This is a genomic window from Polaribacter sp. 20A6 (genome assembly GCF_011378915.1).
Lineage (GTDB): Bacteria > Bacteroidota > Bacteroidia > Flavobacteriales > Flavobacteriaceae > Polaribacter > Polaribacter sejongensis.
The window spans coordinates 70008-93526 of the sequence record NZ_WTPZ01000006.1; the positions used below are offsets into that span (position 1 = coordinate 70008).

The 23519-nt window shown below is 30.4% G+C and carries 22 protein-coding genes; 13 read left to right on the forward strand and 9 right to left on the reverse strand.

From position 1 onward, the window contains the following. Window positions 1-10: 10 nt before the first annotated feature. The 7 genes from GQS57_RS14480 to GQS57_RS14510 form a co-directional block, all read right to left on the reverse strand. The gene (locus GQS57_RS14480) at window positions 11-1225 is read right to left on the reverse strand and encodes a hypothetical protein (protein WP_165733581.1); all 1215 of its coding nucleotides are present in this window, start codon (window positions 1223-1225) and stop codon (window positions 11-13) included. A gap of 111 nt (window positions 1226-1336) precedes the next feature. After that, window positions 1337-2188: a hypothetical protein gene (locus tag GQS57_RS14485; RefSeq protein WP_165733582.1), complete on the reverse strand. Its 852-nt coding sequence runs from the start codon at window positions 2186-2188 to the stop codon at window positions 1337-1339. 78 nt (window positions 2189-2266) lie between these two features. Further along, the gene (locus GQS57_RS14490; RefSeq protein WP_165733583.1) at window positions 2267-2638 is read right to left on the reverse strand and encodes a glyoxalase; all 372 of its coding nucleotides are present in this window, start codon (window positions 2636-2638) and stop codon (window positions 2267-2269) included. Then, complete coding sequence (locus GQS57_RS14495) at window positions 2631-3110, reverse strand: hypothetical protein (RefSeq protein ID WP_165733584.1); 480 nt, start codon at window positions 3108-3110, stop codon at window positions 2631-2633. Before GQS57_RS14495 ends, GQS57_RS14490 begins: the two co-directional genes overlap by 8 nt. A 110-nt stretch (window positions 3111-3220) precedes the next feature. Next, window positions 3221-4408: an enoyl-ACP reductase FabV gene (gene fabV, locus GQS57_RS14500; protein ID WP_165733585.1), complete on the reverse strand. Its 1188-nt coding sequence runs from the start codon at window positions 4406-4408 to the stop codon at window positions 3221-3223. A gap of 76 nt (window positions 4409-4484) precedes the next feature. Continuing rightward, window positions 4485-5435, reverse strand: coding sequence for a phosphoribosylaminoimidazolesuccinocarboxamide synthase (locus GQS57_RS14505; RefSeq protein ID WP_165733586.1), 951 nt, complete (start codon window positions 5433-5435; stop codon window positions 4485-4487). A gap of 62 nt (window positions 5436-5497) precedes the next feature. Then, window positions 5498-6451 (reverse strand): PhoH family protein, encoded by a 954-nt coding sequence (locus GQS57_RS14510; protein WP_165733587.1) that lies wholly within the window; start codon window positions 6449-6451, stop codon window positions 5498-5500. A gap of 129 nt (window positions 6452-6580) precedes the next feature. Here GQS57_RS14510 and GQS57_RS14515 point away from each other — a divergent pair, with 129 nt between their 5' ends. The 5 genes from GQS57_RS14515 (at window position 6581) to gldG (ending at window position 10926) form a co-directional block, all read left to right on the forward strand. Next, entirely contained in the window at window positions 6581-7441 is an 861-nt protein-coding gene (locus GQS57_RS14515; protein WP_165733588.1) for an S-adenosyl-l-methionine hydroxide adenosyltransferase family protein, read from the forward strand. Between the two features lie 4 nt (window positions 7442-7445). Then, the gene (locus tag GQS57_RS14520) at window positions 7446-7742 is read left to right on the forward strand and encodes an antibiotic biosynthesis monooxygenase family protein (RefSeq protein ID WP_165733589.1); all 297 of its coding nucleotides are present in this window, start codon (window positions 7446-7448) and stop codon (window positions 7740-7742) included. 26 nt (window positions 7743-7768) lie between these two features. After that, on the forward strand, window positions 7769-8296 hold the full coding sequence (locus tag GQS57_RS14525; RefSeq protein WP_165733590.1) for a GNAT family N-acetyltransferase: 528 nt from the start codon (window positions 7769-7771) through the stop codon (window positions 8294-8296). A 274-nt stretch (window positions 8297-8570) separates the two neighbouring features. Continuing rightward, window positions 8571-9287: a gliding motility-associated ABC transporter permease subunit GldF gene (gene gldF, locus GQS57_RS14530; protein ID WP_165733591.1), complete on the forward strand. Its 717-nt coding sequence runs from the start codon at window positions 8571-8573 to the stop codon at window positions 9285-9287. Then, window positions 9280-10926: a gliding motility-associated ABC transporter substrate-binding protein GldG gene (gene gldG, locus GQS57_RS14535; RefSeq protein WP_165733592.1), complete on the forward strand. Its 1647-nt coding sequence runs from the start codon at window positions 9280-9282 to the stop codon at window positions 10924-10926. Before gldF ends, gldG begins: the two co-directional genes overlap by 8 nt. A gap of 392 nt (window positions 10927-11318) precedes the next feature. Here gldG and GQS57_RS14540 read toward each other — a convergent pair whose 3' ends face one another. Then, window positions 11319-12080, reverse strand: a complete 762-nt coding sequence (locus tag GQS57_RS14540) for an NAD(P)-binding domain-containing protein (protein ID WP_165733593.1) — start codon at window positions 12078-12080, stop codon at window positions 11319-11321. A gap of 126 nt (window positions 12081-12206) precedes the next feature. Between GQS57_RS14540 and GQS57_RS14545 the strand changes: the two genes are divergently transcribed. From GQS57_RS14545 to GQS57_RS14555, 3 genes are all read left to right on the forward strand, one after another. Further along, window positions 12207-13052, forward strand: a complete 846-nt coding sequence (locus tag GQS57_RS14545; protein WP_165733594.1) for a DUF2911 domain-containing protein — start codon at window positions 12207-12209, stop codon at window positions 13050-13052. Window positions 13053-13170: 118 nt separating this feature from the next. Further along, window positions 13171-14436, forward strand: a complete 1266-nt coding sequence (locus GQS57_RS14550) for a chloride channel protein (protein ID WP_165733595.1) — start codon at window positions 13171-13173, stop codon at window positions 14434-14436. Window positions 14437-14637: 201 nt separating this feature from the next. Next, window positions 14638-15255 (forward strand): HPP family protein, encoded by a 618-nt coding sequence (locus GQS57_RS14555; protein ID WP_165733596.1) that lies wholly within the window; start codon window positions 14638-14640, stop codon window positions 15253-15255. Between the two features lie 16 nt (window positions 15256-15271). On the opposite strand, the gene GQS57_RS14560 is transcribed toward GQS57_RS14555, so the two are convergent. Next, window positions 15272-15676, reverse strand: a complete 405-nt coding sequence (locus tag GQS57_RS14560) for a DUF2721 domain-containing protein (protein ID WP_165733597.1) — start codon at window positions 15674-15676, stop codon at window positions 15272-15274. A gap of 106 nt (window positions 15677-15782) precedes the next feature. Here GQS57_RS14560 and trmD point away from each other — a divergent pair, with 106 nt between their 5' ends. The 5 genes from trmD (at window position 15783) to GQS57_RS14585 (ending at window position 23400) form a co-directional block, all read left to right on the forward strand. Beyond that, window positions 15783-16466, forward strand: coding sequence for a tRNA (guanosine(37)-N1)-methyltransferase TrmD (gene trmD, locus GQS57_RS14565; RefSeq protein WP_165733598.1), 684 nt, complete (start codon window positions 15783-15785; stop codon window positions 16464-16466). 230 nt (window positions 16467-16696) lie between these two features. Further along, window positions 16697-17050 (forward strand): 50S ribosomal protein L19, encoded by a 354-nt coding sequence (gene rplS / locus GQS57_RS14570; RefSeq protein ID WP_068450019.1) that lies wholly within the window; start codon window positions 16697-16699, stop codon window positions 17048-17050. A gap of 733 nt (window positions 17051-17783) precedes the next feature. Further along, the gene (locus GQS57_RS14575; protein WP_165733599.1) at window positions 17784-20009 is read left to right on the forward strand and encodes an NADP-dependent isocitrate dehydrogenase; all 2226 of its coding nucleotides are present in this window, start codon (window positions 17784-17786) and stop codon (window positions 20007-20009) included. A 150-nt stretch (window positions 20010-20159) separates the two neighbouring features. Next, window positions 20160-22538, forward strand: a complete 2379-nt coding sequence (locus tag GQS57_RS14580; RefSeq protein ID WP_165733600.1) for a TonB-dependent receptor — start codon at window positions 20160-20162, stop codon at window positions 22536-22538. Window positions 22539-22569: 31 nt separating this feature from the next. Next, entirely contained in the window at window positions 22570-23400 is an 831-nt protein-coding gene (locus GQS57_RS14585) for a DUF4249 family protein (RefSeq protein ID WP_165733601.1), read from the forward strand. Window positions 23401-23519 lie beyond the last annotated feature (119 nt).

A 23519-nucleotide genomic window follows, 5' to 3' on the forward strand; every position in this document is an offset into this window, starting at 1 on the left:
TTAAATCTAATTATTTTACGTTTTGTTCAAACTTAAATGACTCTTTTCCATTTGTTACTACAATGTCATAAATTCCTTTTTTTAAACCGAGATTACAGTTTTGCTTTTTTTCTTGAATTTCGGTTATGTCAACCGGAACAGCTACATCTATATTTTCTCCTTTCTTAAAAGCTAAAACCATCACAGGAAATTCAATTTTTATATCTGTTAAATCAATTGAAACATTTTCATTACCATTTTTAAACAACCAACCAGGTCTATTATCAACGTATTTTGTATTCGGATGAAAAACAGCAATATCAGTCCATGTTTCTCCTCTTTCATATCTAAACGGATTATTATCTTTATCAATTAAAACAGACGATTCTTTAATGTTTAAAGCCTTTAACAAAGGATTATTAAACTCCCTTTTACTTTTCTCACTATAAACGACCTGATTAATAGTTACAGGATCTATGTTTGTGTATTCTGCAAGTCTTCCTGCCATCGCTTTCTCCCAGTAGCTATGTATTCCTTCTGAAGCATGATCAAAACCACAATGAATTAAAAATTTCTCATTCGGCTTCGCATTTATTACTTTTTCAATATTTTTTGCTTGTTCAATTTCTCTAAGTTTTCCATTTACATCTTCTACACTTTCATATGCGAATAAATTATACCCAATCTCTAAAGCATCTCTAACCAAATTCCCAAATTGCGGATCTTTAATATAATGACCTGTTTTAAGAATAGGATATTTTCTATTATTAAGTAATGTATCTAAGTACTTTCCATTCCCTAATGCTTCTAAACCTAAATTTTTATATCCATTATCGTATAGTCCCTGAAGAAGTGATTTTGTAAATACTCGATGATAAGAATTATGATGCGCTTCATTTATAATTATCACTTGATTCTTCTTTGCAAGTTCAAAAATATAATCTGTAGCTTTAACTTTAGAATACTTTTGGTTTATAGAATCTACTTGATTTTCTGTAAATTTTCGATCCTTTGTTCCCATAGCCAAATCCCATTGGATTAAAGCATTTTTGTAATCTCCTTTTGTTGCATAATCTGAAGCCGAAATTTGATATTTCCAAGCTATAGTGTCTTTTGCTACTTTAGTCTCTATTTCATTAGAAAATTTATATTCTGTTGTAAAATCAATTTGCTCAATCGTTCTTTTTTCTTTTTTACAAGAACTGACTAAAAGAATGACTGTTATTATGTATAATGCTTTATTCATAATTATTGCTAATGTGTTTATGTTCTTGGAGATTACGTGTGTTATCTGAACCTCTTTTTTGAAGAAAAATCGAAGCAACAAAAAACATAACACACTGTAGTTTAGTCGTTTTCACTTAAATATGTTCTTTAATTCAGAATCATGAATTTCAAATTTTATATTGAATTGACTAATTATCTTCTCAATATTTTTTTTATGCCACTCTTGACATTCTGGATGATAAATAATTTCAAAAGGTAGTTTCTTGAAATTATTAAATTTTAAATATTTTACTTTTATTTCATTAAAATTATTTAATTTATCTACATCTTCGTCTAACAATACTCCTCGATTCTCTAAATATTTTTTTTCAGAATCTTTATTTTCAACCATTATTCGAAATTCTCTTTCGTGATCAAAACTTGAATCTTTAATAAAACCTTGAATGTCAGTTTCTATATTATTCTTTTCAACGTTAGCTATATTTTTAAATCTATGATAAGAAATGGCAACGAATTTTAATTTTTCATATTTACCATTAATTTCAAAATTCCCCTCCAATAATTCTTTATTTAAAACCTTATAAGGAATTTTTATAGCGACACTATCAGGTTTTGAATATAATTGCCACATTGCAACAGACTCATAATTATCAATATACCAACAACTTGCGTAGTTCGTGTCTTGAAAAAGTTCTCTTTGTCGACTTCGTTTATTCCTTTCTGTTGGATTAACCGTTAGAGAAATACTAGCAAAAGTTCCACCTTGTTTTTGCATATCTTTTTTAGCGAGTTCACTAAAATGATTTAAGCGCAAATGTTTTAAAGAACTACCTTCTAATTTATCATCAAACAGATTAAGTCTAACAAGAGAAATTCTTTCACTCAATAGTAAGTCTAATAGTTTGTCAATTGTTAAATATCTGTATAAGAAGGAATTTTCATTAGGTTGATTATAATATGGTTCAATTTTCAATTCATTCATTTTATACGGTTTTCATAAATTACATATAACTCCCAATACCTCTATTTTCAACTAGGTTTTTTTAATACTATTAAACACCTATATTAATTCCAAAATACTATCCTTTAATCTTTGTGTAACAATCTGCAAAATTCTCCTATTAATTTCTGATGCATTATCAGCATAAAAAGTAAAATCATCCGAAGAAAAATGACCAATAATTATCCCTAAAGTAAAGTTCTTATAATTATTATCCGTTTTAAAAACAGCAGTAATTTTACTTCTTCTTTTCTTATCGGTTAAATCTGTAAAATCTACTTTTCTTTTTATAAGATGGTGCTTAAATGAACTAATCAACAAACTGTGCTGCATTTTTATTACAGGTCTTAAAACTTCATTTTGAAATTTTTCCATTTCAGAAGTTCCTTCATTCACTAAATCCGTTAATACTGGTCTCTCTTTTTTATTCATCTAATAATTGATCTAATTCTAATTGATAATCATATTGTAAATCTTCATGCAACGTTGCAATTGCTTTTTTTATTAGAACAACTTGCCTATCAAAAGTATTTGTTAACCTTGGACTCTTTTTTATAGAAGGTTTAAATGCCTTTAATTTTACACAAAAATAAAGTAATAAAGCTACCTCGGTTTCCTTCTTCTTAGAATACCGAATAAACTTTTTTGTAAGGGTTAAAATCTTTCTTACACTTTTTCTAATATAGAAATAACTCTTGGTATTAATCTCAGAAAAAAGCACATCCATTTGATCTTTTACACTTTGTATATATTGTTCTTCATCATGAGATTCGAATAACAAATACGTTAGTAATTCTTTATTCTCTTTTTTAAATTTTGATAAATGCAAACACAACTCTTTCAGCTCATTGGCAGACTTATGAGAAAGTTCGTCTTTTAATTGTTTTAAGGTAACTGCTTTCATCAACTTTAATTTTTTACAAGATAAAAAAAACCTCACAATAGTTGCCGAAATAAATGCAGCATTAACTGTGAGGTTTGTATTTAAGTTTCCGCTATCGCGGGATAATAATCTTACTGAATACTTGGTACGTTTACTACTTCATTTACATCAGCTTCATAATCTACACCAGCTACTTTAAAACCAAAAAGGTTGTAAAAATCGTTGCTATACCCTTCTAAATCTCCAATTTCAGATAAGTTTTCTGTAGTCGCAGTTTCCCAAAGTTTATTCACTTCTGCTTGTACATCTTCTCTCATTTCCCAATCGTCAACTCTAATTCTTCCTTTTTCATCCAAAGCTAAATCGCCTCCAAATAAACGCTCGCTGTACAAACGCTGAATTTGCTCAATACAACCTTCATGAATTCCTTTTGCCTTCATCACTTTATATAATAAAGAAATGTACAATGGAATTACAGGAATTGCAGAACTCGCTTGTGTAACTAAGGCTTTATTTACAGAAACATACGCTTTTCCTCCAATCGATTTTAAATCGTCTGTAATTGTAAAAGCAGTTGCTTCTAAATGATCTTTTGCAGCTCCAATAGTTCCGTTTCTATATACTGGCTTTGTTACTTCTGGGCCAATATAAGAATAAGCAACTGTGGTAGCGCCTTCTGCTAATAAGTTTTCAGATTGTAATGCGTCCATCCACATTTTCCAATCTTCACCACCCATTACATTTATCGTATTTTCTACATCTTCTCCTTCTGCAGGATTGATAGAAATTTCTGAAACTTTACCAGTATGGAAATCTACTGTTTTATTAGAAAAAACATCTCCAATTGGTTTTAAAACAGATTTATATCTTGTTCCTGTTGTTGGATGTGTTCTTACTGGTGATGCTAAACTGTAAATTACTAAATCAATCTGACCTAAATCTTCTTTGATTAAGTTTACAACTTGTTCTTTTATTTCATTAGAAAATGCATCTCCATTAATACTTTTTGCATATAAACCAGCAGCAGTTGCTTGTTTTTCAAAAGCGGCTGTATTGTAAAAACCTGGCGAACCTGGTCTTCCTTCTGTTGCTGGTTTGTCAAAGAAAACACCAATTGTAGCAGCATCAGAACCAAATGCGCTAGATATTCTTGAAGCCAATCCGAATCCTGTAGAAGCACCAATTACTAGTACTTTTTTAGCTCCGTCTATTTTTCCTTTCGATTTTACATATTCTATTTGATTGATCACGTTTTGCTCACAACCCGTTGGGTGCGATGTTAAACAGATAAATCCTCTTGTTCTTGGTTCTATAATCATGGTTGTTGGTTTTTTACTACTAATAAAGACCTCACAGGTTTTAAAACCTGTGAGGTCTAATCTAATTAGTTTATTTTTATTTCTGTGCTAAAAAAGAATTTACATTCTCCTCAATTCTATTTAATACATTCTCTGTGGAAGCTTTTATAAAAGTTTCTCCAGTAATTTGTTCATATAATTCTATATATCTGTTAGAGATTTCGATGACTTTATCATCTGTCATTGCAGGTATTGCTTGTCCGTCTTTTCCTTGAAAACCGTTTTCAATTAACCACTGACGTACAAATTCTTTAGATAATTGTTTTTGAGCTTCTCCTTTATCTTGTCTTTCTTGATATCCATCCGCATAAAAATAACGAGAAGAATCTGGTGTATGAATTTCATCAATCAATACAATTTTCCCTTCTTTCGTTTTCCCGAATTCGTATTTAGTATCTACTAAGATTAAACCTCTTTTTGCAGCAATTTCTGTTCCTCTTGCAAATAAAGCTCTTGTATAATTTTCTAAAACGATGTAATCTTCTTCGGATACAATTCCTTTTGATAAAATGTCTTCACGAGAAATATCTTCGTCATGTTCTCCATTATCTGCTTTTGTAGACGGCGTAATTAAAGCTTCCGGAAATTTATCGTTCTCCTTTAAGCCTTCTGCCATGGCAACACCACACAAACTTCTTTTCCCTAATTTGTATTCACGCGCTGCATGACCAGACATATAACCACGAATTACCATTTCTACTTTAAATGGATCGCATAAATGACCTACGGCAACGTTTTCATCTGGATTTGCAAGCAACCAATTCGGAACAATATCTGCGGTATCATTCATCATTTTTGTTGCAATCTGATTTAAAATCTGACCTTTAAACGGAATTTGACGTGGTAAAACAACGTCGAAAGCAGACAATCTATCTGTTGCAATCATCACCAAAAGATCGTCATTTATATTATAAACTTCCCTTACTTTACCTATATATACAGACTTCTGGTTAGGAAATTTGAAATTAGTATTGTTAATTGTATTCATTATATGTTATGTTGTTGTGGCCGCAAAAATAAGCTAAAGACTAGTTATTAACAACTAAAGTTTTATTCTGTTTCTATACTCTTATAAGCACTAATTATTTTCCTCACCAATCGGTGTCTTACCACATCTTTATCGTCTAAATATACCTGAGCAATTCCTTCAATATCTTTTAATGCTAATAAAGACTCTTTTAAACCAGAAACTTGCTTTCTTGGTAAATCTATCTGACCAGGATCTCCCGTAATAATAAACTTTGCGCTTTTCCCCATTCTGGTTAAAAACATCTTCATTTGATTATGGGTTGTATTCTGCGCTTCATCTAAAATTACAAATGCATTGTCTAAAGTTCTACCACGCATAAAAGCCAAAGGTGCAATTTGTATCACGCCTTTTTCTATATAAGATTCTAAGCGTTCATGCGGAATCATATCTCTTAATGCATCATATAAAGGTTGCATATACGGATCTAATTTTTCCTTTAAATCTCCCGGAAGGAAACCCAAATTTTCACCAGATTCTACAGCCGGTCTTGTTAAAATAATTTTTCTGACCTCTTTTTCTTTTAAAGCTTTTACCGCCAAAGCAACCGCTGTATAGGTTTTTCCTGTTCCGGCAGGACCAACAGCAAACAACATATCATTCTTTGCCATTAAAGTAACCATTTTACGCTGGTTTTCGGTTTGTGGTTTTATCAACCTTCCGCTAACTCCATGTACCAAAACTTCTTTAGCATTTTTAGCCGCAGTTGTTTTTTCTTCATTTCCGTTAGATGTTAAAATCTGTTCAATGCTGTTTTCATCTAACTTATTGTACTTATTATAATACTTTATCAATCGCTCTAAACGAGTTTCAAACTCATCTAAAATTTCCGGTTCTCCATAAATTTTTAATTTAGAGCCCCTAGCAACGATTTTAATTTTTGGAAAGTATCTCTTTAATTGTTCAATAGTACTGTTTTGTGCTCCGAAAAAATCTTTAGGACTAATTTCTGTAAGCTCTATAGTGCGTTCGTTCAAATGATTAATTTTTATTAATAAATTACATTTATATTTCAACTAAAAATAACCAATAAATTTTTTAAAATGATTAGATTTGCGTAAAATAATTAACAACTTTTACACAATTAATTAACAGCCCAATTTTTAATGTCTATAATCACTTTAACCACAGATTTTGGAACAAAAGACCACTTTGTTGGCGCTGTAAAAGGAGCTATTTATTCTGAATTGCCAGATGCTAAAATTGTAGATATTACACATGAAGTATCTCCTTTTAGTATTACCGAAACGGCTTATATTTTAAAAAACTCTTACAAAAGTTTCCCTAAAGGAACCATACATATTGTGGGCGTAGATTCAGAATTAAGTGATGAAAACAAACACATTGCGATAGAGTTAGATGGTCATTTTTTTGTTTGCCCAGATAACGGTTTAATCTCTATGATTGCTTCGGAAATTCAACCAAGTAAAATTGTAGAAATCAATATTCATGATAGAATAGAAAGTAGTTTTCCTGTTTTAGATGTATTTGTACAAGTAGCATGTTTTATTGCTAGAGGAGGAAACTTAACGGTTATTGGTAAAGAAATTCCTGAATTTAAAAAGATTGTTGAAATTCAGCCAAAGACAAATCAACAGCAAAATCAAATTTCTGGAGGTATTATTTATATTGACAATTACGGAAATGTAATTACCAATATCAGTAAAAAAATGTTTAAAGAAATTGGCAAAGGAAGAAATTATATTGTGCATGCAAGAAAACATTCTTTTACAAAAATATTTAGTAAATATAATGAAGTAGTAAGCAATGAATCTTACAGCAACCAGCAATATGAAGGTCATAAATTAGCTATTTTTAATTCTGCTGGTTATTTAGAAATTGCAATTTACAGAAGTAATTTAGACACCGTTGGTGGCGCATCAACTCTGCTTGGTTTAGGCTATAGAGATGCTATAATTATCGATTTTATCGATGACATAAAACCAGATTTCACTCACTTAACCTAAAAACATGTTTGTTCGAATTGTAAAATTAAGTTTTCATACCAAACACATCGAAGAATTTTTATTAATGTTTAAAGAAAAAAAAGCATTCATTAGAGCTTCTAAAGGTTGTAACTTATTAGAATTATATCAAGACAAAACAAACCCAGAAATCTTTTTCACCTACTCTTATTGGGAACAAGAAGAAGATTTAGAAAATTACAGAAACTCAGCTCTTTTTAAAGATGTTTGGGCAAAAACAAAGGTGTTTTTTAACGATAAACCACTTGCATGGAGCGTTGATAAAAAAGTGAGCTTACAATAAAAAATTAAGACAAATATAAATAAATAATGGATTTCGATTTTACTACTTTTCCTGTTTTAGAAACAGACAGATTAACATTAAGAGCAATAAACTTAGAAGATGCAAAAGCAGTTTTTGGTTTAAGAGCAAACAAAGAAGTTAACAAATATATACAACGTGAGTCTCTTAAAAATCTTTCTGAAGCTAGAGCTTTTATAGACCAAGCCACTAATTTAGTAGCAGACAACAAAGGGATTTTTTGGGTTATTGAATCTAAAAACAGTGCAGAATTATTAGGTACAATTGGTTTACGTAATTTTGATGTTGCAGAGAATTATGCAGAAATTGGATACGAAATTCACCCAGACTACCAAGAAAGAGGTTATATGACTGAAGCTTTTGAAGAAGTATTAGAGTATGCTTTTGAAAAAATGGAATTAAAAACTATAGAAGCTTTTACACACAAAAATAATCTTGCTTCTATTACGTTGTTACATAAACTAGATTTTGATTTGCAAGTAGACAGAACAGATGAAGGTTTTGAAGACAATAGAATTTATAAGTTAGAAAAATAGAAATCAAAATAAAGAGGCTTCGACAAGCTCAGACTGACATCAGAAATATTAATTGGTTATTGAAATTAATTTAGTAACATCTTAAAAACTAAGAACAATTAAAAAAACAATGTCACACTGAACTTGTCGAGATGCTTTTGATTAATAAAATTAGTCTGCTACAAGCTTAGACTGATATTTTATAGATTCATTGTCATTTCGAATTAACATAATAGTATTTCTATCAACATAATTAGAAATAAAAAGAACCAAGTAAACGCATAAACATTTTACATTGATAGCGATCTTAAAGAAGGAATTCAACTCATTTTTTGCAAGCCCAATTGCCTATTTAGTTATTGGTGTTTTCTTATTGTTAAACGGTTTGTTTCTGTGGGTTTTTAAAGGCGATTTTAATATTTTAAACGCAGGTTTTGCAGATTTAACTTCGTTTTTCTTTTTGGCTCCTTGGGTGTTTTTATTTTTGATTCCGGCAATTACCATGAAAAGTTTTGCTGATGAGTTTAGCAACGGAACCATAGAACTCTTAAAAACAAAACCAATTTCCGATTGGCAAATTGTACTTGGTAAATTCTCGGCTTCCCTCCTATTAGTTATTGTTGCCTTAATACCAACACTAACTTACATTTACACGATTTATCAATTAGGAAATCCCGCCGGAAACATCGATTTTGGTAGTACAATTGGCTCTTACCTTGGCTTATTATTCTTAGCCGCAACGTATACTGCTATTGGTTTATTTACATCTACACTTTCTAAAAACCAAATAGTAGCCTTTATTTTAGGTGTTTTTATCACCTTCTTTTTATTTTACGGATTTGATGTAATTTCCGATTCTATCGGTAATAATTTAACTCTTAAAAAATTGGGATTAAACGAACATTTTAAAAGTATTTCTAGAGGTGTAATTGACACACGAGATATTCTGTACTTTTTAAGTGTAACTGTATTCTTTTTATTCATCACTAAAACACGTTTAGATAATGAATAAAAATATAAAAAATAGCATCCTTATAATTGTTGGATTGATTCTCTTAAATGTGATCAACCAATCATTTTACAAACGTTTTGATTTAACCGCAGATAATCGTTACACACTTTCCGAAACCACAAAAAACATACTTTCTAAAGTAGACAATCCTTTATTTGTTACCGTTTATTTAGAAGGAGATTTTCCGTCAGAATTTAAAAGGTTACAAGCAGAAACACGACAGTATTTAGAAGAGTTAGCCACTACTAATTCTAACATAAGAATTAATTTTGAAAACCCAGATAATCAACGAGAAGAATTGATTAAAAGAGGCATGCTACCTAGCCAGTTAACCGTTGAAGAAGATGGTAAATTATCTGAAGCTATTATTTTTCCGTTTGCAGAAGTAGCATACGGTAAAAAATCTACCGTTGTTTCTTTATTGCCAAATGCTATTGTAGCATCTCAAGACGAACAACTGCAAAAAGCCATTGAAAACTTGGAATATAGTTTTTCTAATGCGATTAATTCTGTTACCCAAAATAAACAAAAAAGTGTGGCTGTAATTAATGGAAACGGAGAATTACAAGACATTTATCAATATAGTTTTTTAAGTGAAGTTGCTAAGAAATATAAATTAGCAAAATTTACATTAGACTCTGTAGAAATCAACCCACAGCAAACTCTTAAAGATTTAACTTCTTTAGATTTGGCTATTATTGCAAAACCAACTGAGAAATTTACAGAGAAAGAAAAACTGACTTTAGATCAATTCATCGCCAATGGCGGAAAAACATTGTGGATGCTAGATAATGTGCAAGCAGATCAAGATAGTTTGTTCAATTCTGGAAAAATGTTAGCGTATCCAAGAGATTTAAACTTAACAGACCTATTATTTTCTTACGGAATTAGAATTAACACCACTCTGATTAAAGACTTATTTGCTGCTCAAATCCCTTTAGCAACGGGTAAAGTTGGGAATCAAACGCAGTTTAAAAATTTAGATTGGTTTTTCCATCCTTTGGTTGGCGGAAATCCAAATCACCCAATTACAAAAAATGTTTCTCCTGTTAGATTGCAATTTGCAAACCAGATAGATACTTTAAAAAATAACATTAAAAAAACACCTTTATTATTAAGTTCTACTTTAACGAAAAGAATTGGAACTCCTAGTTTTATTGAGCTACAATCTATTGCTGATGAAGTAATTGAAAATGAGTACAGAGGAGGAAATCAGTTAGTTGCAGTTTTACTAGAAGGTAATTTTAAATCGGCTTATAAAGACAGAGTAAAACCATTTGAAACACCTCTTTTTAAAGAGCATGCGACCAACAATAAAATGGTCGTAATTTCTGATGGTGATATTGGAAAAAATCAGATTTTAAAAAAGCAACCGTTCGATTTAAATAGAGATAAATGGACAAATCAACAATTTGGTAATAAAGATTTCCTGTTAAATACTGTTGATTATTTATTAGATGATGCAGGCTTAATTCAGCTTAGAAACAAAACTTTACAAATTAGAACATTAGACAAACAAAAAGCGTTTAAAGAACGTACTTTTTGGCAGTTTTTGAATGTTATTCTACCATTGATCCTTTTATTTGCTTTCGGATTTGTTTTTAATTATTTGAGAAAGAGGAAGTATAGTAGGTTGTAACACAGAGATTCACAGAGGAAAAACGCAGAGATACGCTGAGTTTTTTTTGACACCGGAATACTTATTATATAACGACTTTCATTTCGAAATGAGCGTTTTTTAGTCTTTCGACTACGCTCAAGATAAACTACAGAGAAACCTCATAAAGTTGTTCTGCCTTGCCTTATCACTCTTATGAGACTTCTCATTACTTCGAAGTGAATATTTGGAATCACACTTGAGTGATCTAATAACTTCTCGATACAGTTTTCTCAAAAAAAAAAAAAAAATCACTCACCTCCACAAACGCACTGTCATTTCGAACGAAGAATGAGGAGAAATCTCACAACAATTAGCTAATTAAAAAGACTTCTCAATTGTGAAAAAAAGTATTTAAAAATGACACTAGACTCTTAAATATCTAACAAATCATCATGAATAAAAGTATACCCTAAAACTTCTTGTACTTTTTTAGAGCTGATAATTTTCCATTCATAGACTTCATTATCTTCAAATTCTGGCATTTCAAAATCGTTGCTTAATTTTGCCAGTGTATAAAATTCTCTTCTTGTTGGGTGATGATTAGAACAGGCATTAAAAGTTTCATTCCAACAATCTTGTGCTATAATTTCCTGAATAATCTCAATGCAATCGTCTTTATGAATCATATTTACAAACCCTTTTGGTTGCGGAATTTTTCGTCCATTTTTAAACCAATTATAAGGTTGTCTAACATCACCAAATAAACCAGCAAAACGAATTATTGTGGTTTCAAAAAAAGTATTTTCTCTAAATAAATTTTCAATTTCAGTTAAAGGCATATTTAAAACGGCATCCTCTTCTGTCATTACTTTATTCAATCTTCCATACACAGAAGTAGAACTAATGAAGATTACTTTTTGAATCGGAGAATTTTCTATTTGAGAAATTAAGTTTTCAAAACCATCCACATCTTTAGAAGTTATGGCAATGATTAAAATATCTGTATGCAAGAAATCATCAAACTCTTCAAATTCAGAAATATTTACAATATAAGGTTCTATATGATTCATTTCTAAAAGCTCTAGCTTCTCTTCGCTCGTGGTAGAACCTTTTACAGCATACCCTTCATCTAACAAAGAAATCGCTAAAGACTTCCCTAACCAACCACAACCTAAAACACTTACATTTCTCATAAAAAACTACTTTTAACACTATAATAATAACAAAGATACAATCCCTTTTTAAGGTTTTGTTAACAATTCTATTTATTTGAAGTTGTAATTTTGAGTATCAATAAAATCACTAAAAAACCACTAATTATGAATAGAATTATTTTATCATTATTTGTCGCAGTGTTTACATTAACTGTAAACGCACAAATTACTACACCGCAACCAAGTCCATTACAAAAAATTGAACAAATTGTTGGTTTAACAGATGTTTCTGTAGAATATTCTAGACCAGGAGTAAAAGGAAGAACAATTTTTGGAGATTTAGTACCATTTAATGAAGTTTGGAGAACTGGAGCAAATGGCAATACAAAAATTACATTTTCTACTGATGTTACTATAGAAGGAAATAAAATTGAAAAAGGAAGCTATACTATTTTTTCAGTACCTACAGAGAAATCTTGGGATATCGTAATATATGAAGAAACAAAAAGTGGTACTCCAAAAAAATTGGATGAAACCAAAATTGTTGCTAAAATGAATGTTCCAACTCAAAATATACCAATGGTAATTGAAACTTTTACAATTAGTTTTGATGATATGACTACTAATAGTGCTGTTTTAGGAATTATGTGGGAAAACACCTACGTAGGTTTTAAAATTGAAGCACCAGTAGAAGAAATGGTTACAAAGCAAATTACAACTGTTATGAACGGACCTTCTGCTAACGATTATTATGCAGCTGCCGTTTATTATTTAGAAAATGGAAAAGACATTAAAAAAGCACAAACTTGGATTGATAAATCGGTAGAAATGATGTCTGATTCCCCTAAATTTTGGGTATTAAGAAGACAGGCTTTAATTCATGCAAAAGCAGGAAACAAAGAAAGCGCAATAAAAGCAGCAAAAGAATCTTTAAAACTTGCTGAAAAAGCAGAAAATGCTGGTTACATTAAAATGAATACTGAATCTTTAAAAGAATGGGGAGCAATGTAAATTGTTTTTCTTTTTAATAAAACTTAAAATCTCAAGCTTTCACTTGAGATTTTTTGTTTCTATACTATTTTCATCTAATTTCGCCACCTATTTTTAGACCTACAAATCGATACTCAAAATGAAAATTAAGAGAAAATTAATTTCATATTCTAACCTACTAGACCAACCCATAAAATTTAATCCATTTGTTTTTAATCGTACCTTTTTACTTTGGGCACTCGTAGGATTAATTGGTGGTGTAATTGCAGGAACCTATTGGGTTGTTTTAGAGTTTTTAATTCATAAAATAGCTTTTTTTGATGGTTGGTTGGTAATCCCTACCATGGCTATTTGTGGTTTGTTAGCAGGGTTAGTTATACATTTTATTGGAGACCCAGGAGAGATTGACTTAATTGTAGATAATATTCGTTTTAACAAAGGAAAGTTAACTCCTAAAAACAATCCTTCAATGGTACTTTCCTCTCTACTTTGTGTAGCTTCTGGAGGAAGTCTTGGACCGGAAGCACCTTTAGTACAAGTAACAGGTTCTACAGGTACATGGTTAGGAAAAATATTTAGATTAAAAGGAGAAGAACTACGCTCATTAAGTATTGCTGGTATGGCTTCTGGTTTTACCGCTTTGTTTGGAGCGCCTTTAGGAGGAAGTTTATTTTCTTTAGAAATATTACACCACAAACACGCAGTAGAATACTACAAAGCAATTATGCCTGCTTTGGTTGCTAGTTGTTTTAGTTATATTGTTTTTTCATTAATTATACATTTAGGCCTAGGTGCTACTTGGACTTTGCCTACTTATCAATTTTCTGGAACCTTTGATTTTGGTATTGCCGTTTTATTAGCAATCATTGCAACAATTGTAGGTTGGATTTTTATCTATTGTACAAAGTTTTTAAAATCTGTTTTCAAAAAAATCAAAACAGCTATTTATATTAAAACCTTAATTGGCGGAATACTACTTGGTCTAATTTCTTATTATTTTCCTTTAACAAGATATTTTGGACATGAAGAAATTAACTCTTTATTAAACAACGACTTCACTATTAATGCTTTATTTTTAATACTCATTTTTAAAATTTTAGCTATTTCTGTAACCGTAACTTCTGGTTGGCGAGGTGGTTTTATAATACCATTGTTTTTTGTAGGCACAACATTAGGATTGATAATACATCATTTTTTTCCATCTATAAATGTTTCCTTAGCAATTATTTGTTGCATGGCAGGTATAAATGCATGCGTAACAAGAACACCAATGAGTACCACAATATTACTAGCTACATTAACAGGTTTCTCTTATTTTATACCTATTCTATTTGCTAGTTTAACAGGTTATTTTCTAGCACCAAGAACTGCATTTATTGGTTCTCAAATGGACAAAAAAGTATAGTATTTAAAGATTAGTAATAAACCGACAAGAACGTTTTATTTTTTTCAAAAAATAAACGTGTCACCTATAATTTGACAATTAAAATCTATTTAAGTATCATTCTTTTTGGTTATTCGTAAATATTTTAATCAACTTTATTATCCACTCTTTTTGCCATAACTTCGTCCGCTGTTTATCTACAAAACTGAAAAGAAAAAATAGATGGTACAAAAAAAAATAAAAAGAACTTACAGGCTTACTAAATATATAATCTACAAAGAAACTTTGATAGATTATAAGGAGAAATTTTGGTCGTTTGTTGGTGCCTTTATTGGTATCGGAATAATTGCTTTTATACAATCTCTATCATTCACCAAAGTAGAGAACATCTTTTTAATTGGTTCTTTTGGTGCCTCAAGTGTATTAATTTATGGGGCAATACAAAGCCCTTATTCACAACCTAGAAATCTTATCGGTGGACATCTATTATCTGCCTTTGTTGGTATTAGCGTTTTAAAATTTTGTCCTGATATTATTTGGATCTCGGCTCCGTTGGCTGTTTCAACATCAATTATACTCATGCAATACACAAAAACATTGCATCCACCAGGAGGAGAAACTGCCTTAATACCTATTATAGGAACAGAAAAAATTACTTCTTTAGGATATTTTTATCTACTATCTCCTGTTTTAAGTGGTGTTTTAATACTATTGATTACAGCTTTAATTTTTAACAACATGACTAAAAACAGAAGCTACCCAACAAATAGAATGTCTACACGAATATTTAAAACAAAAAAACGTTTAGCAAAAATACTTCTCAAGTTTGGAGGAAAGTAAATTAAAGTGATCTCTTTTATTTTTCTAAATGCTCTTCAATATCTTCTATATGGTGCTGTAAAGCTTGAATAGAAATCTGTAATTCCTTTATCAATAACCCAAGAGAAATAATTAATAAAATTAATGCAAATCCAAATACCCAAGCTGCCACTATACTTAAACCTATGTATATTAAAAACATAGTTACCACGCAAAATAACAAACTAGAAATCCCGAATATTTGCATCCATCTTGTTAAGTTTAAACGCAACTTTAAATTCTTAATTTGCCTTAATAATGAAGTATCTTTCTTCTCTAAATAAATATCATGTAAATTCCTTATCACCGCTGCATATGCCAAAAATCGATTTGTATACGCAAGCATGATTAAAGATATTGCAGAAAATAAAAGCGCCGGTGTTGTTAAAGTTAGTTCTTCCATATAGCTAACAAATTTAAGAAATAATGAACATCTAATAAAAAATGAAGCACTATTTTATTACTAAAACAGGTATTTAAAAATCCAACAAAAATAGTACATTTGCGGCATGCGTATAGATATTATTTCAGTAGCCCCAAATTTATTAGAAAGTCCGTTTAATCACTCAATTATTAAACGTGCAAAAGACAAAGGTTTGGCAGAAATTATAATTCACGATTTACGTGAATATGGTTTGGGAAATTACAAACAAATAGACGACACCCAATTTGGTGGTGGCGCTGGTATGGTTATGATGATTGAACCGATTGCAAATTGTATTAAAAAATTGCAAGCAGAAAGAGCGTACGATGAAGTGATTTATATGACTCCAGATGCAAAAACATTAAATCAATCTACCGCAAATACACTTTCTTTAAAAGAGAATATACTTATTTTAACAGGTCATTATAAAGGTGTAGATCAAAGAATTCGGGATAAATACATTACCAAAGAAATTTCTATTGGAGATTATGTCTTAACAGGAGGTGAATTAGCCGCTGCTGTACTAGTAGATGCTGTTGTTCGTTTAATTCCTGGTGTTATTGGAGATGAGCAATCTGCACTTACAGATTCTTTTCAAGACAATTTATTATCGCCACCAGTATATACAAGACCTTCGGAATTTGAAGGGATGAAGGTTCCTGAAGTTTTATTGTCTGGAAATTTCCCTAAAATTGATGACTGGAGAAGCGACCAAGCTTATAAAAGAACAGAAGAAATAAGACCAGATTTACTTGATAAAACCTCTTAAAGAAGTATTATCAAAAGAATGTTTAGCTATAAAAACTACAATCTCTTATTAAAATTAATAACGGAGCGTATATAATTTTTTAGCTTTACTATTGTGCTAATTATCAGGTTAAAAAATAATTAGTTTTTATTTTCTGAACAAAAAATAATGACTACTTTTGCAACCGCTAAATTAACCTCTGACGAAAAAATCGTGAACGTTGTTTTACAAAACCAATTAAATTAAAAGATATGGAATCTTTAGTAAAATTTGTACAAGACGAATTTGTAGCAAGAAAAGAATTTGCAGAATTTGCAGCAGGTGATACAATCACTGTTTATTACGAAATTAAAGAGGGAGAAAAAGTACGTACTCAGTTTTTTAGAGGTGTAGTTATTCAAAGAAAAGGAGTTGCAGCTTCTGAAACATTTACAATCAGAAAAATGTCTGGTACTATAGGTGTAGAAAGAATTTTTCCTGTAAACTTACCTTCTATTCAAAAAATTGAAGTTAACAAAAGAGGTAAAGTACGTAGAGCTCGTATTTTCTACTTTAGAGGTCTTACTGGTAAAAAAGCTAGAATTACTGAAAAAAGAAGAAAATAATCTCTTTTTACTTAGATTTAAAAAAAGCGTTGTGAGAAATCACAACGCTTTTTTAGTACACAATTGTTAACAACTATGGTTAATAGATTGTTAACAACAAAAATGTTAAAAAAGAAATATATCTATAAATAAATCGTATATTTATGACATAATTTACAAGTTAATTATTAAATAACGTGTAAATACATAAAGTAACGTTCTTTATAAAATATTGTTAATCAGAAAAACTAAATTGAAACTTCTATTTATTTGAAAGAATAAAAAGAAACGTAAACTAGATTTATTCATTTTATTCATTGTGTAAATAGTTCTTAAATCTAAAAAGATTTATTTTTGATGGTTACAATTGAAACATTAATAAAAATTTTAAAAAAGTAGAATGCTTGATTAAAATTAAGGATGTTTCAAAAACTGAAATAGCAGTAGGTAATCTCTTTTCTATAGAGATATAAAAGGAAACTTTTATTTGATATTGTAGTAATACAGACAGTACTAAAACACTATTTCGAAGAAGCCATATCATAACAAGAAATTGTATGATATGGCTTTTATTTTGTTTTAAACCCACATTCTTACCAATAGCCTTAATTTATTATTAAAAACACACAAAAACAACATAATTAATAATAATTAATCAACAAAAGTATCATTATTAATTCATAAATTTGTTCCACTTTTTTTCACGAAATGCATTTCGTAGAAAACAAAATAACATATAAAAACATATCTCAATATGAGTAAAATAGCTAAAATTGTTTACACAAAAACTGATGAAGCTCCCGCTTTAGCAACACGTTCATTCTTACCTATCGTAAAAGCTTTTACAAAATCTTCTAATATAGAAATTGAAGTAAAAGATATCTCTTTATCTTCAAGGATACTTGCTAATTTCTCAGATTATTTAAAACCAGACCAACAAGTAGAAGATGCTTTAGCTTTTTTAGGTGATTTTGCAAAAAATCCAGAAGCTAACATTATTAAATTACCAAATATTAGTGCCTCTGTACCTCAATTAAAAGAAGCAATCTCTGAGTTACAAGAAAAAGGTTTTGCCCTTCCTAATTATCCAGATGAAATTAAAACAGACGAAGATAAAGCTGTTTTAGCATTATATAATAAAGTAAAAGGTTCTGCTGTAAACCCTGTTTTACGTGAAGGAAACTCAGACAGGAGAGCTCCTAAAGCAATAAAAAATTACGCTCGTAAGAATCCACATTCTATGGGTGCATGGTCTTCAGATTCTAAAACGCATGTTGCAACAATGACTGAAGGTGATTTTGCAAATAATGAAAAATCTTTAACTGTAAAAGATGCAACATCAGTAAGTATTGTTCATACCTCAGAAAAAGGAGCTAAAACTATTTTAAAAGAAAATTTAGATCTTTTAGATGGTGAAATTATAGATGCTACTATAATGAGTAAAAAAGCATTAATTTCTTTTTTAGAAGAGCAGTATGAAGATTCTTTAGACAAAAACGTATTGTTTTCTTTACATATGAAAGCAACGATGATGAAGGTGAGTGATCCTATCATTTTTGGTCATGCAGTTCGTGTTTATTTTTCAGATTTATTTAAAAAGCATGGAAAAACGTTTAAGAAGATTGGTGCAGATGTAAACAACGGATTAGGAAATTTACTTTCTAAACTAAGTGAATTACCAAAAGAAAAACGTGATGAAATTAGACAAGAAATAAGATACGCTATAGATCATGGTCCGGAATTAGCAATGGTAAACTCTGACAAAGGAGTTACAAACTTACATGTACCTTCTGATGTTATTATAGATGCTTCTATGCCAGCTATGATTAGAACTTCTGGACGTATGTGGAATGCTGATGGAAAATTACAAGATACGAAAGCAATTATCCCTGATAGTGCTTATGCAGGTATTTACTCTGCAACAATAGATTTCTGTAAAAAACATGGTGCTTTCGACCCTACAACTATGGGAACTGTTCCTAACGTTGGTTTAATGGCTCAAAAAGCAGAAGAATATGGTTCTCATGATAAAACTTTTGAAATTGCTGCTGCAGGTAAAGTAGCTATAATTGATGCTTCTGGAAAAAAACTTTTAGAGCATAAAGTTGAAGAAGGTGATATCTGGAGAATGTGTCAAGCAAAAGATTTACCAATTCAAGATTGGATTAAATTAGCAGTAACAAGAGCAAGAGCTTCTGAAACTCCTGCTGTTTTTTGGTTAGACAAAAACAGAGCTCATGATGCAGAAATTATTAAAAAAGTAAAAAAATATTTACCAGAACATAACACTGAAGGTTTAGATATTAGAATTTTATCACCAATAAAAGCAACTGAATTTACTTGCGAAAGACTTATAAAAGGAGAAGATACTATTTCTGTTTCTGGTAACGTTTTACGTGATTATTTAACAGATTTATTTCCAATTTTAGAAGTTGGTACTTCTGCTAAAATGTTATCTATTGTTCCGTTAATGAATGGTGGTGGATTGTTTGAAACTGGTGCTGGTGGTTCTGCTCCAAAACATGTACAGCAATTTGTTGAAGAAAACCACTTACGTTGGGATTCTTTAGGTGAATTTTTAGCTTTAGCAGTTTCTTTAGAACATTTAGGAACAGCAAACAACAACTCTAAAGCCTTAATTTTAGCTGAAACGTTAGATGAAGCTACAGATAAATTCTTAGAGAATGATAAATCTCCTTCTAGAAAGGTTGGTGAAATAGACAACAGAGGAAGTCATTTTTACCTAGCTTATTACTGGGCACAAGGTTTAGCTGCACAAGATAAAGATGCTGAATTAAAAGCTGCTTTTACTAAGGTTGCTGCAGAATTAAAAGACAACGAGTCTAAAATTGTTGCTGAATTAAACGAGATTCAAGGAAACGCTGTAGAAATGGGTGGTTATTATTTACCAAACGAAAATTTAGCAGATGCTGCAATGAGACCTAATGCTACTTTAAATATTATTTTAAACGCTATTTAGATTTCTAAATAACATATTTTTAAACAAAAGCCGATGTTTTACATCGGCTTTTGTTGTTTATAATTCTTATATAAAAAAAATAGTTTTTACATTATAATAAAAATTAGATTTGTATTTTTGTTTATAATTTAAATTAAATCATTAAACAAAATGTTTCATTTAAAAAAAATACTCTTTCTTATACTCTTAGTAAGTTTTACAGCTTTTAGTCAAGAAAGACACACCATTAGTGGTACTATTTATGACGATAGTAATAACGAAACTTTGATTGGAGTTTCTGTATATTTTCCAGAATTAAATTCTGGTACTACTACCAATCAATATGGGTTCTACTCCATTACGCTTCCAGAAGGCAGTTACAAAATACAAGTCAGTTACTTAGGATATGCTACCACCATTGAAACCGTTGACCTCAATGAAAAAGTGACAAAAAACTTCAAACTAAAAGAAGAGTCAGAAAGTTTAGACGAAATTATTATAGAAGGAAATGTAGAAAACCTAAATGTTAAAACGCCTCAAATGAGCGTTAACAGACTTACATCTGCTACTATTAAACAAATACCTGTAGTCTTAGGAGAAGCAGATATTATAAAATCTTTAATCTTATTACCCGGAGTTACAAGTGCAGGAGAAGGCGCATCTGGCTTTAACGTGAGAGGTGGCGCTGCAGATCAGAATTTAATTTTGTTAGATGAAGCCATCGTTTTTAATTCTTCGCATTTATTCGGATTCTTTTCGGTATTTAATCCGGATGTAATAAAGGACGTAAAATTATATAAAGGAGGAATTCCTGCAAATTACGGAGGACGATTATCCTCTGTTTTAGATATTTATCAAAAGGAAGGAAATAGTAAAGAATTTAAAGTTACCGGAGGAATTGGTTTGGTTTCGTCTCGATTATTAATTGAAGGTCCAATCAAAAAAGAAAAAATATCTTTCTTAGTTGGCGGTAGATCTTCTTATGCACATTTATTCTTGCCATTATTTGATATGGATAACACCGCATACTTTTATGATTTAAACACCAAAGTAAATTATAGAATTGATGACAGAAATAGCGTATTCTTTTCTGGTTATTTTGGAAAAGACGTTTTTGGAATTAGCGATAGTTTTGTAAATACTTATGGAAATAAAGTTGCCAATTTACGTTGGAATCATCTTTTTTCTGATAAACTTTTCTCTAACCTATCTGTAATTTATTCTGATTACTTTTACGGGTTAACCTTAGATTTTGTTGGTTTCGAATGGGATTCTGGTATTACAAACTATAATCTTAAATATGATTTTAACCATTACGTCAATAATAAATTTAAGTTGAGCTATGGTATCAACAACATTTACAACAAATTTAATCCGGGTGAAATTTTACCAAATAGAGAAGATTCTGGAATTTTAGCTGAAAAATTAATTGATAAATACGCCAACGAATTTGCTATTTACATAGATGCAGAGCATAAAGTTAGTGAGAAATTAAGATTGCAATACGGACTTCGTTTCAGCAACTTTACAAGATTAGGGCAAGATGAACTAAATGTCTACACAAATAACCAACCTGTACTTTATAATAGTGAGTTTAAAAAGTATGAATCTGCAGATGCTATTGACATAGAATCATTTAAAAGAAGTGATGTAATAAGCAGTTTCAATAACTTTGAACCAAGAGTTTCTATGTCTTATATTTTAGACGATAATACTTCTATAAAAGGAAGCTATAATAGAATGGCACAATACTTACATTTATTATCTAACACCTCTTCTCCTACTCCATTAGATGTTTGGGCACCTAGTGGAAAATATATAAAACCACAACTCTTAGATCAATATGCTGTTGGGTATTTTAAATCTTTAAAAAATGGTGATTACTCGATAGAAACAGAAGTTTTTTATAAAGACATTCAAAATAGAATCGATTATATAAATGGTGCAAATTTAGTTGCCAATAATGAAATTGAAACAGTCATTTTAAATGGAAAAGCAAGAGCTTACGGTTTAGAATTGTTACTTAAAAAAAACGCAGGTAAATTTAAAGGTTGGTTTTCTTACACCCTATCTAAATCTGAACAACAAACACCAGGTAGAACGGCTGCAGAACCTGGTATTAATAGCGGAGAATGGTACAATACTGCTTATGATAAAACCCATGATTTTTCTATAAACGGAAGTTACGACTTTAACGAAAAATGGAAATTCAATGCAAATTTTGTTTTTCAAACAGGACAGCCTACAAATTACCCCGTTGGTCAATACGAATACCAAGGTTTAAATGTGCCAATTTATGATGATAACAGAAGAAACGCAGATAGATTACCTGCGTATCACAGACTAGATATTTCTGCTACTTTAACTCCAAAAAAAAACAAGTTTAGAAAATGGCAAGGAGAATGGGTTTTTGGGATATATAATGTTTATGGACGCCAAAATGCAGCTTCTATTAACTTTACACAGAATAGTGAAACCTACAGAAACGAAGCGATACAAACGTCTATTTTTGGCTTAGTCCCTTCTGTTACTTATAATTTTAAATTCTAAACCCTCTTAAAGGTTGTTAAGTATTATTCTTATGAAAAATATAAAAATTATTATCGTTCTAATCATCATCTTTTTTTCAAACTGTGAAAAAGTGGTAGATATTGATGTTCCTTCTATTGAACCAAAATTAATTATAGACGCTTCTTTTGAAGTCTTTTTTGATGAAAGTCCTGTAGTGGCAAATACCACTGTAAAACTTAGTTTATCTGCAGATTATTTTGATGATGAAATTCCGCCAGTTACCAATGCAGTTGTTACTTTAACCGACTTATTAGACAATATTGTAATTCCTTTTGAAGATCTTAATTCCGATGGGAATTTTACACCCATAAATTCTTTTATTCCTGCCGATGACACCGAATATCAATTAACCGTAATCTATGATAACGATATTTACCAAGGGAAAGCTACTAAAGTAAAATCTACCGTTATCAATAGTATTACACAAGGTGATGAAACACTGTTTTCTGAGGATCAAATTGAGTTAAAGATATTATTTTCGGATGATGAAAACGAAGAGAACTATTACGTTTTTAATATTGACACCTACAATTTTGTTAATATAGAAGATACTTATTTTAATGGCTCTGATTATAATTTTTCCTATTTCTATGAGGACGAAAACATTGAACTTCCTAAAGAAATAGCTATTAAATTATCTGGAGTCTCTAAAGATTACTACACTTATTTTACAATATTATCGAGTCAGAGTGGAGAAAGTGGCGGTGGGCCTTTTCAGTCTATTCCATCATCTTTATTAGGAAATATTGTAAATACTACTAACGATGCTAATTTCCCTTTGGGTTATTTTCATATTTCGGAAACAGATACATACAACATAAATTTAGTTGAAAAAGAGTAATTTATTAGTATTGTTCTTGGCACTGAGTTAGGAATTGAAGCCTTTCGACTTCCCTCAAGACAAGCTCTATCCTTTTTTATTTTTTATAAAAAAGATATAGCAGAAAGCCCGTTAAAACA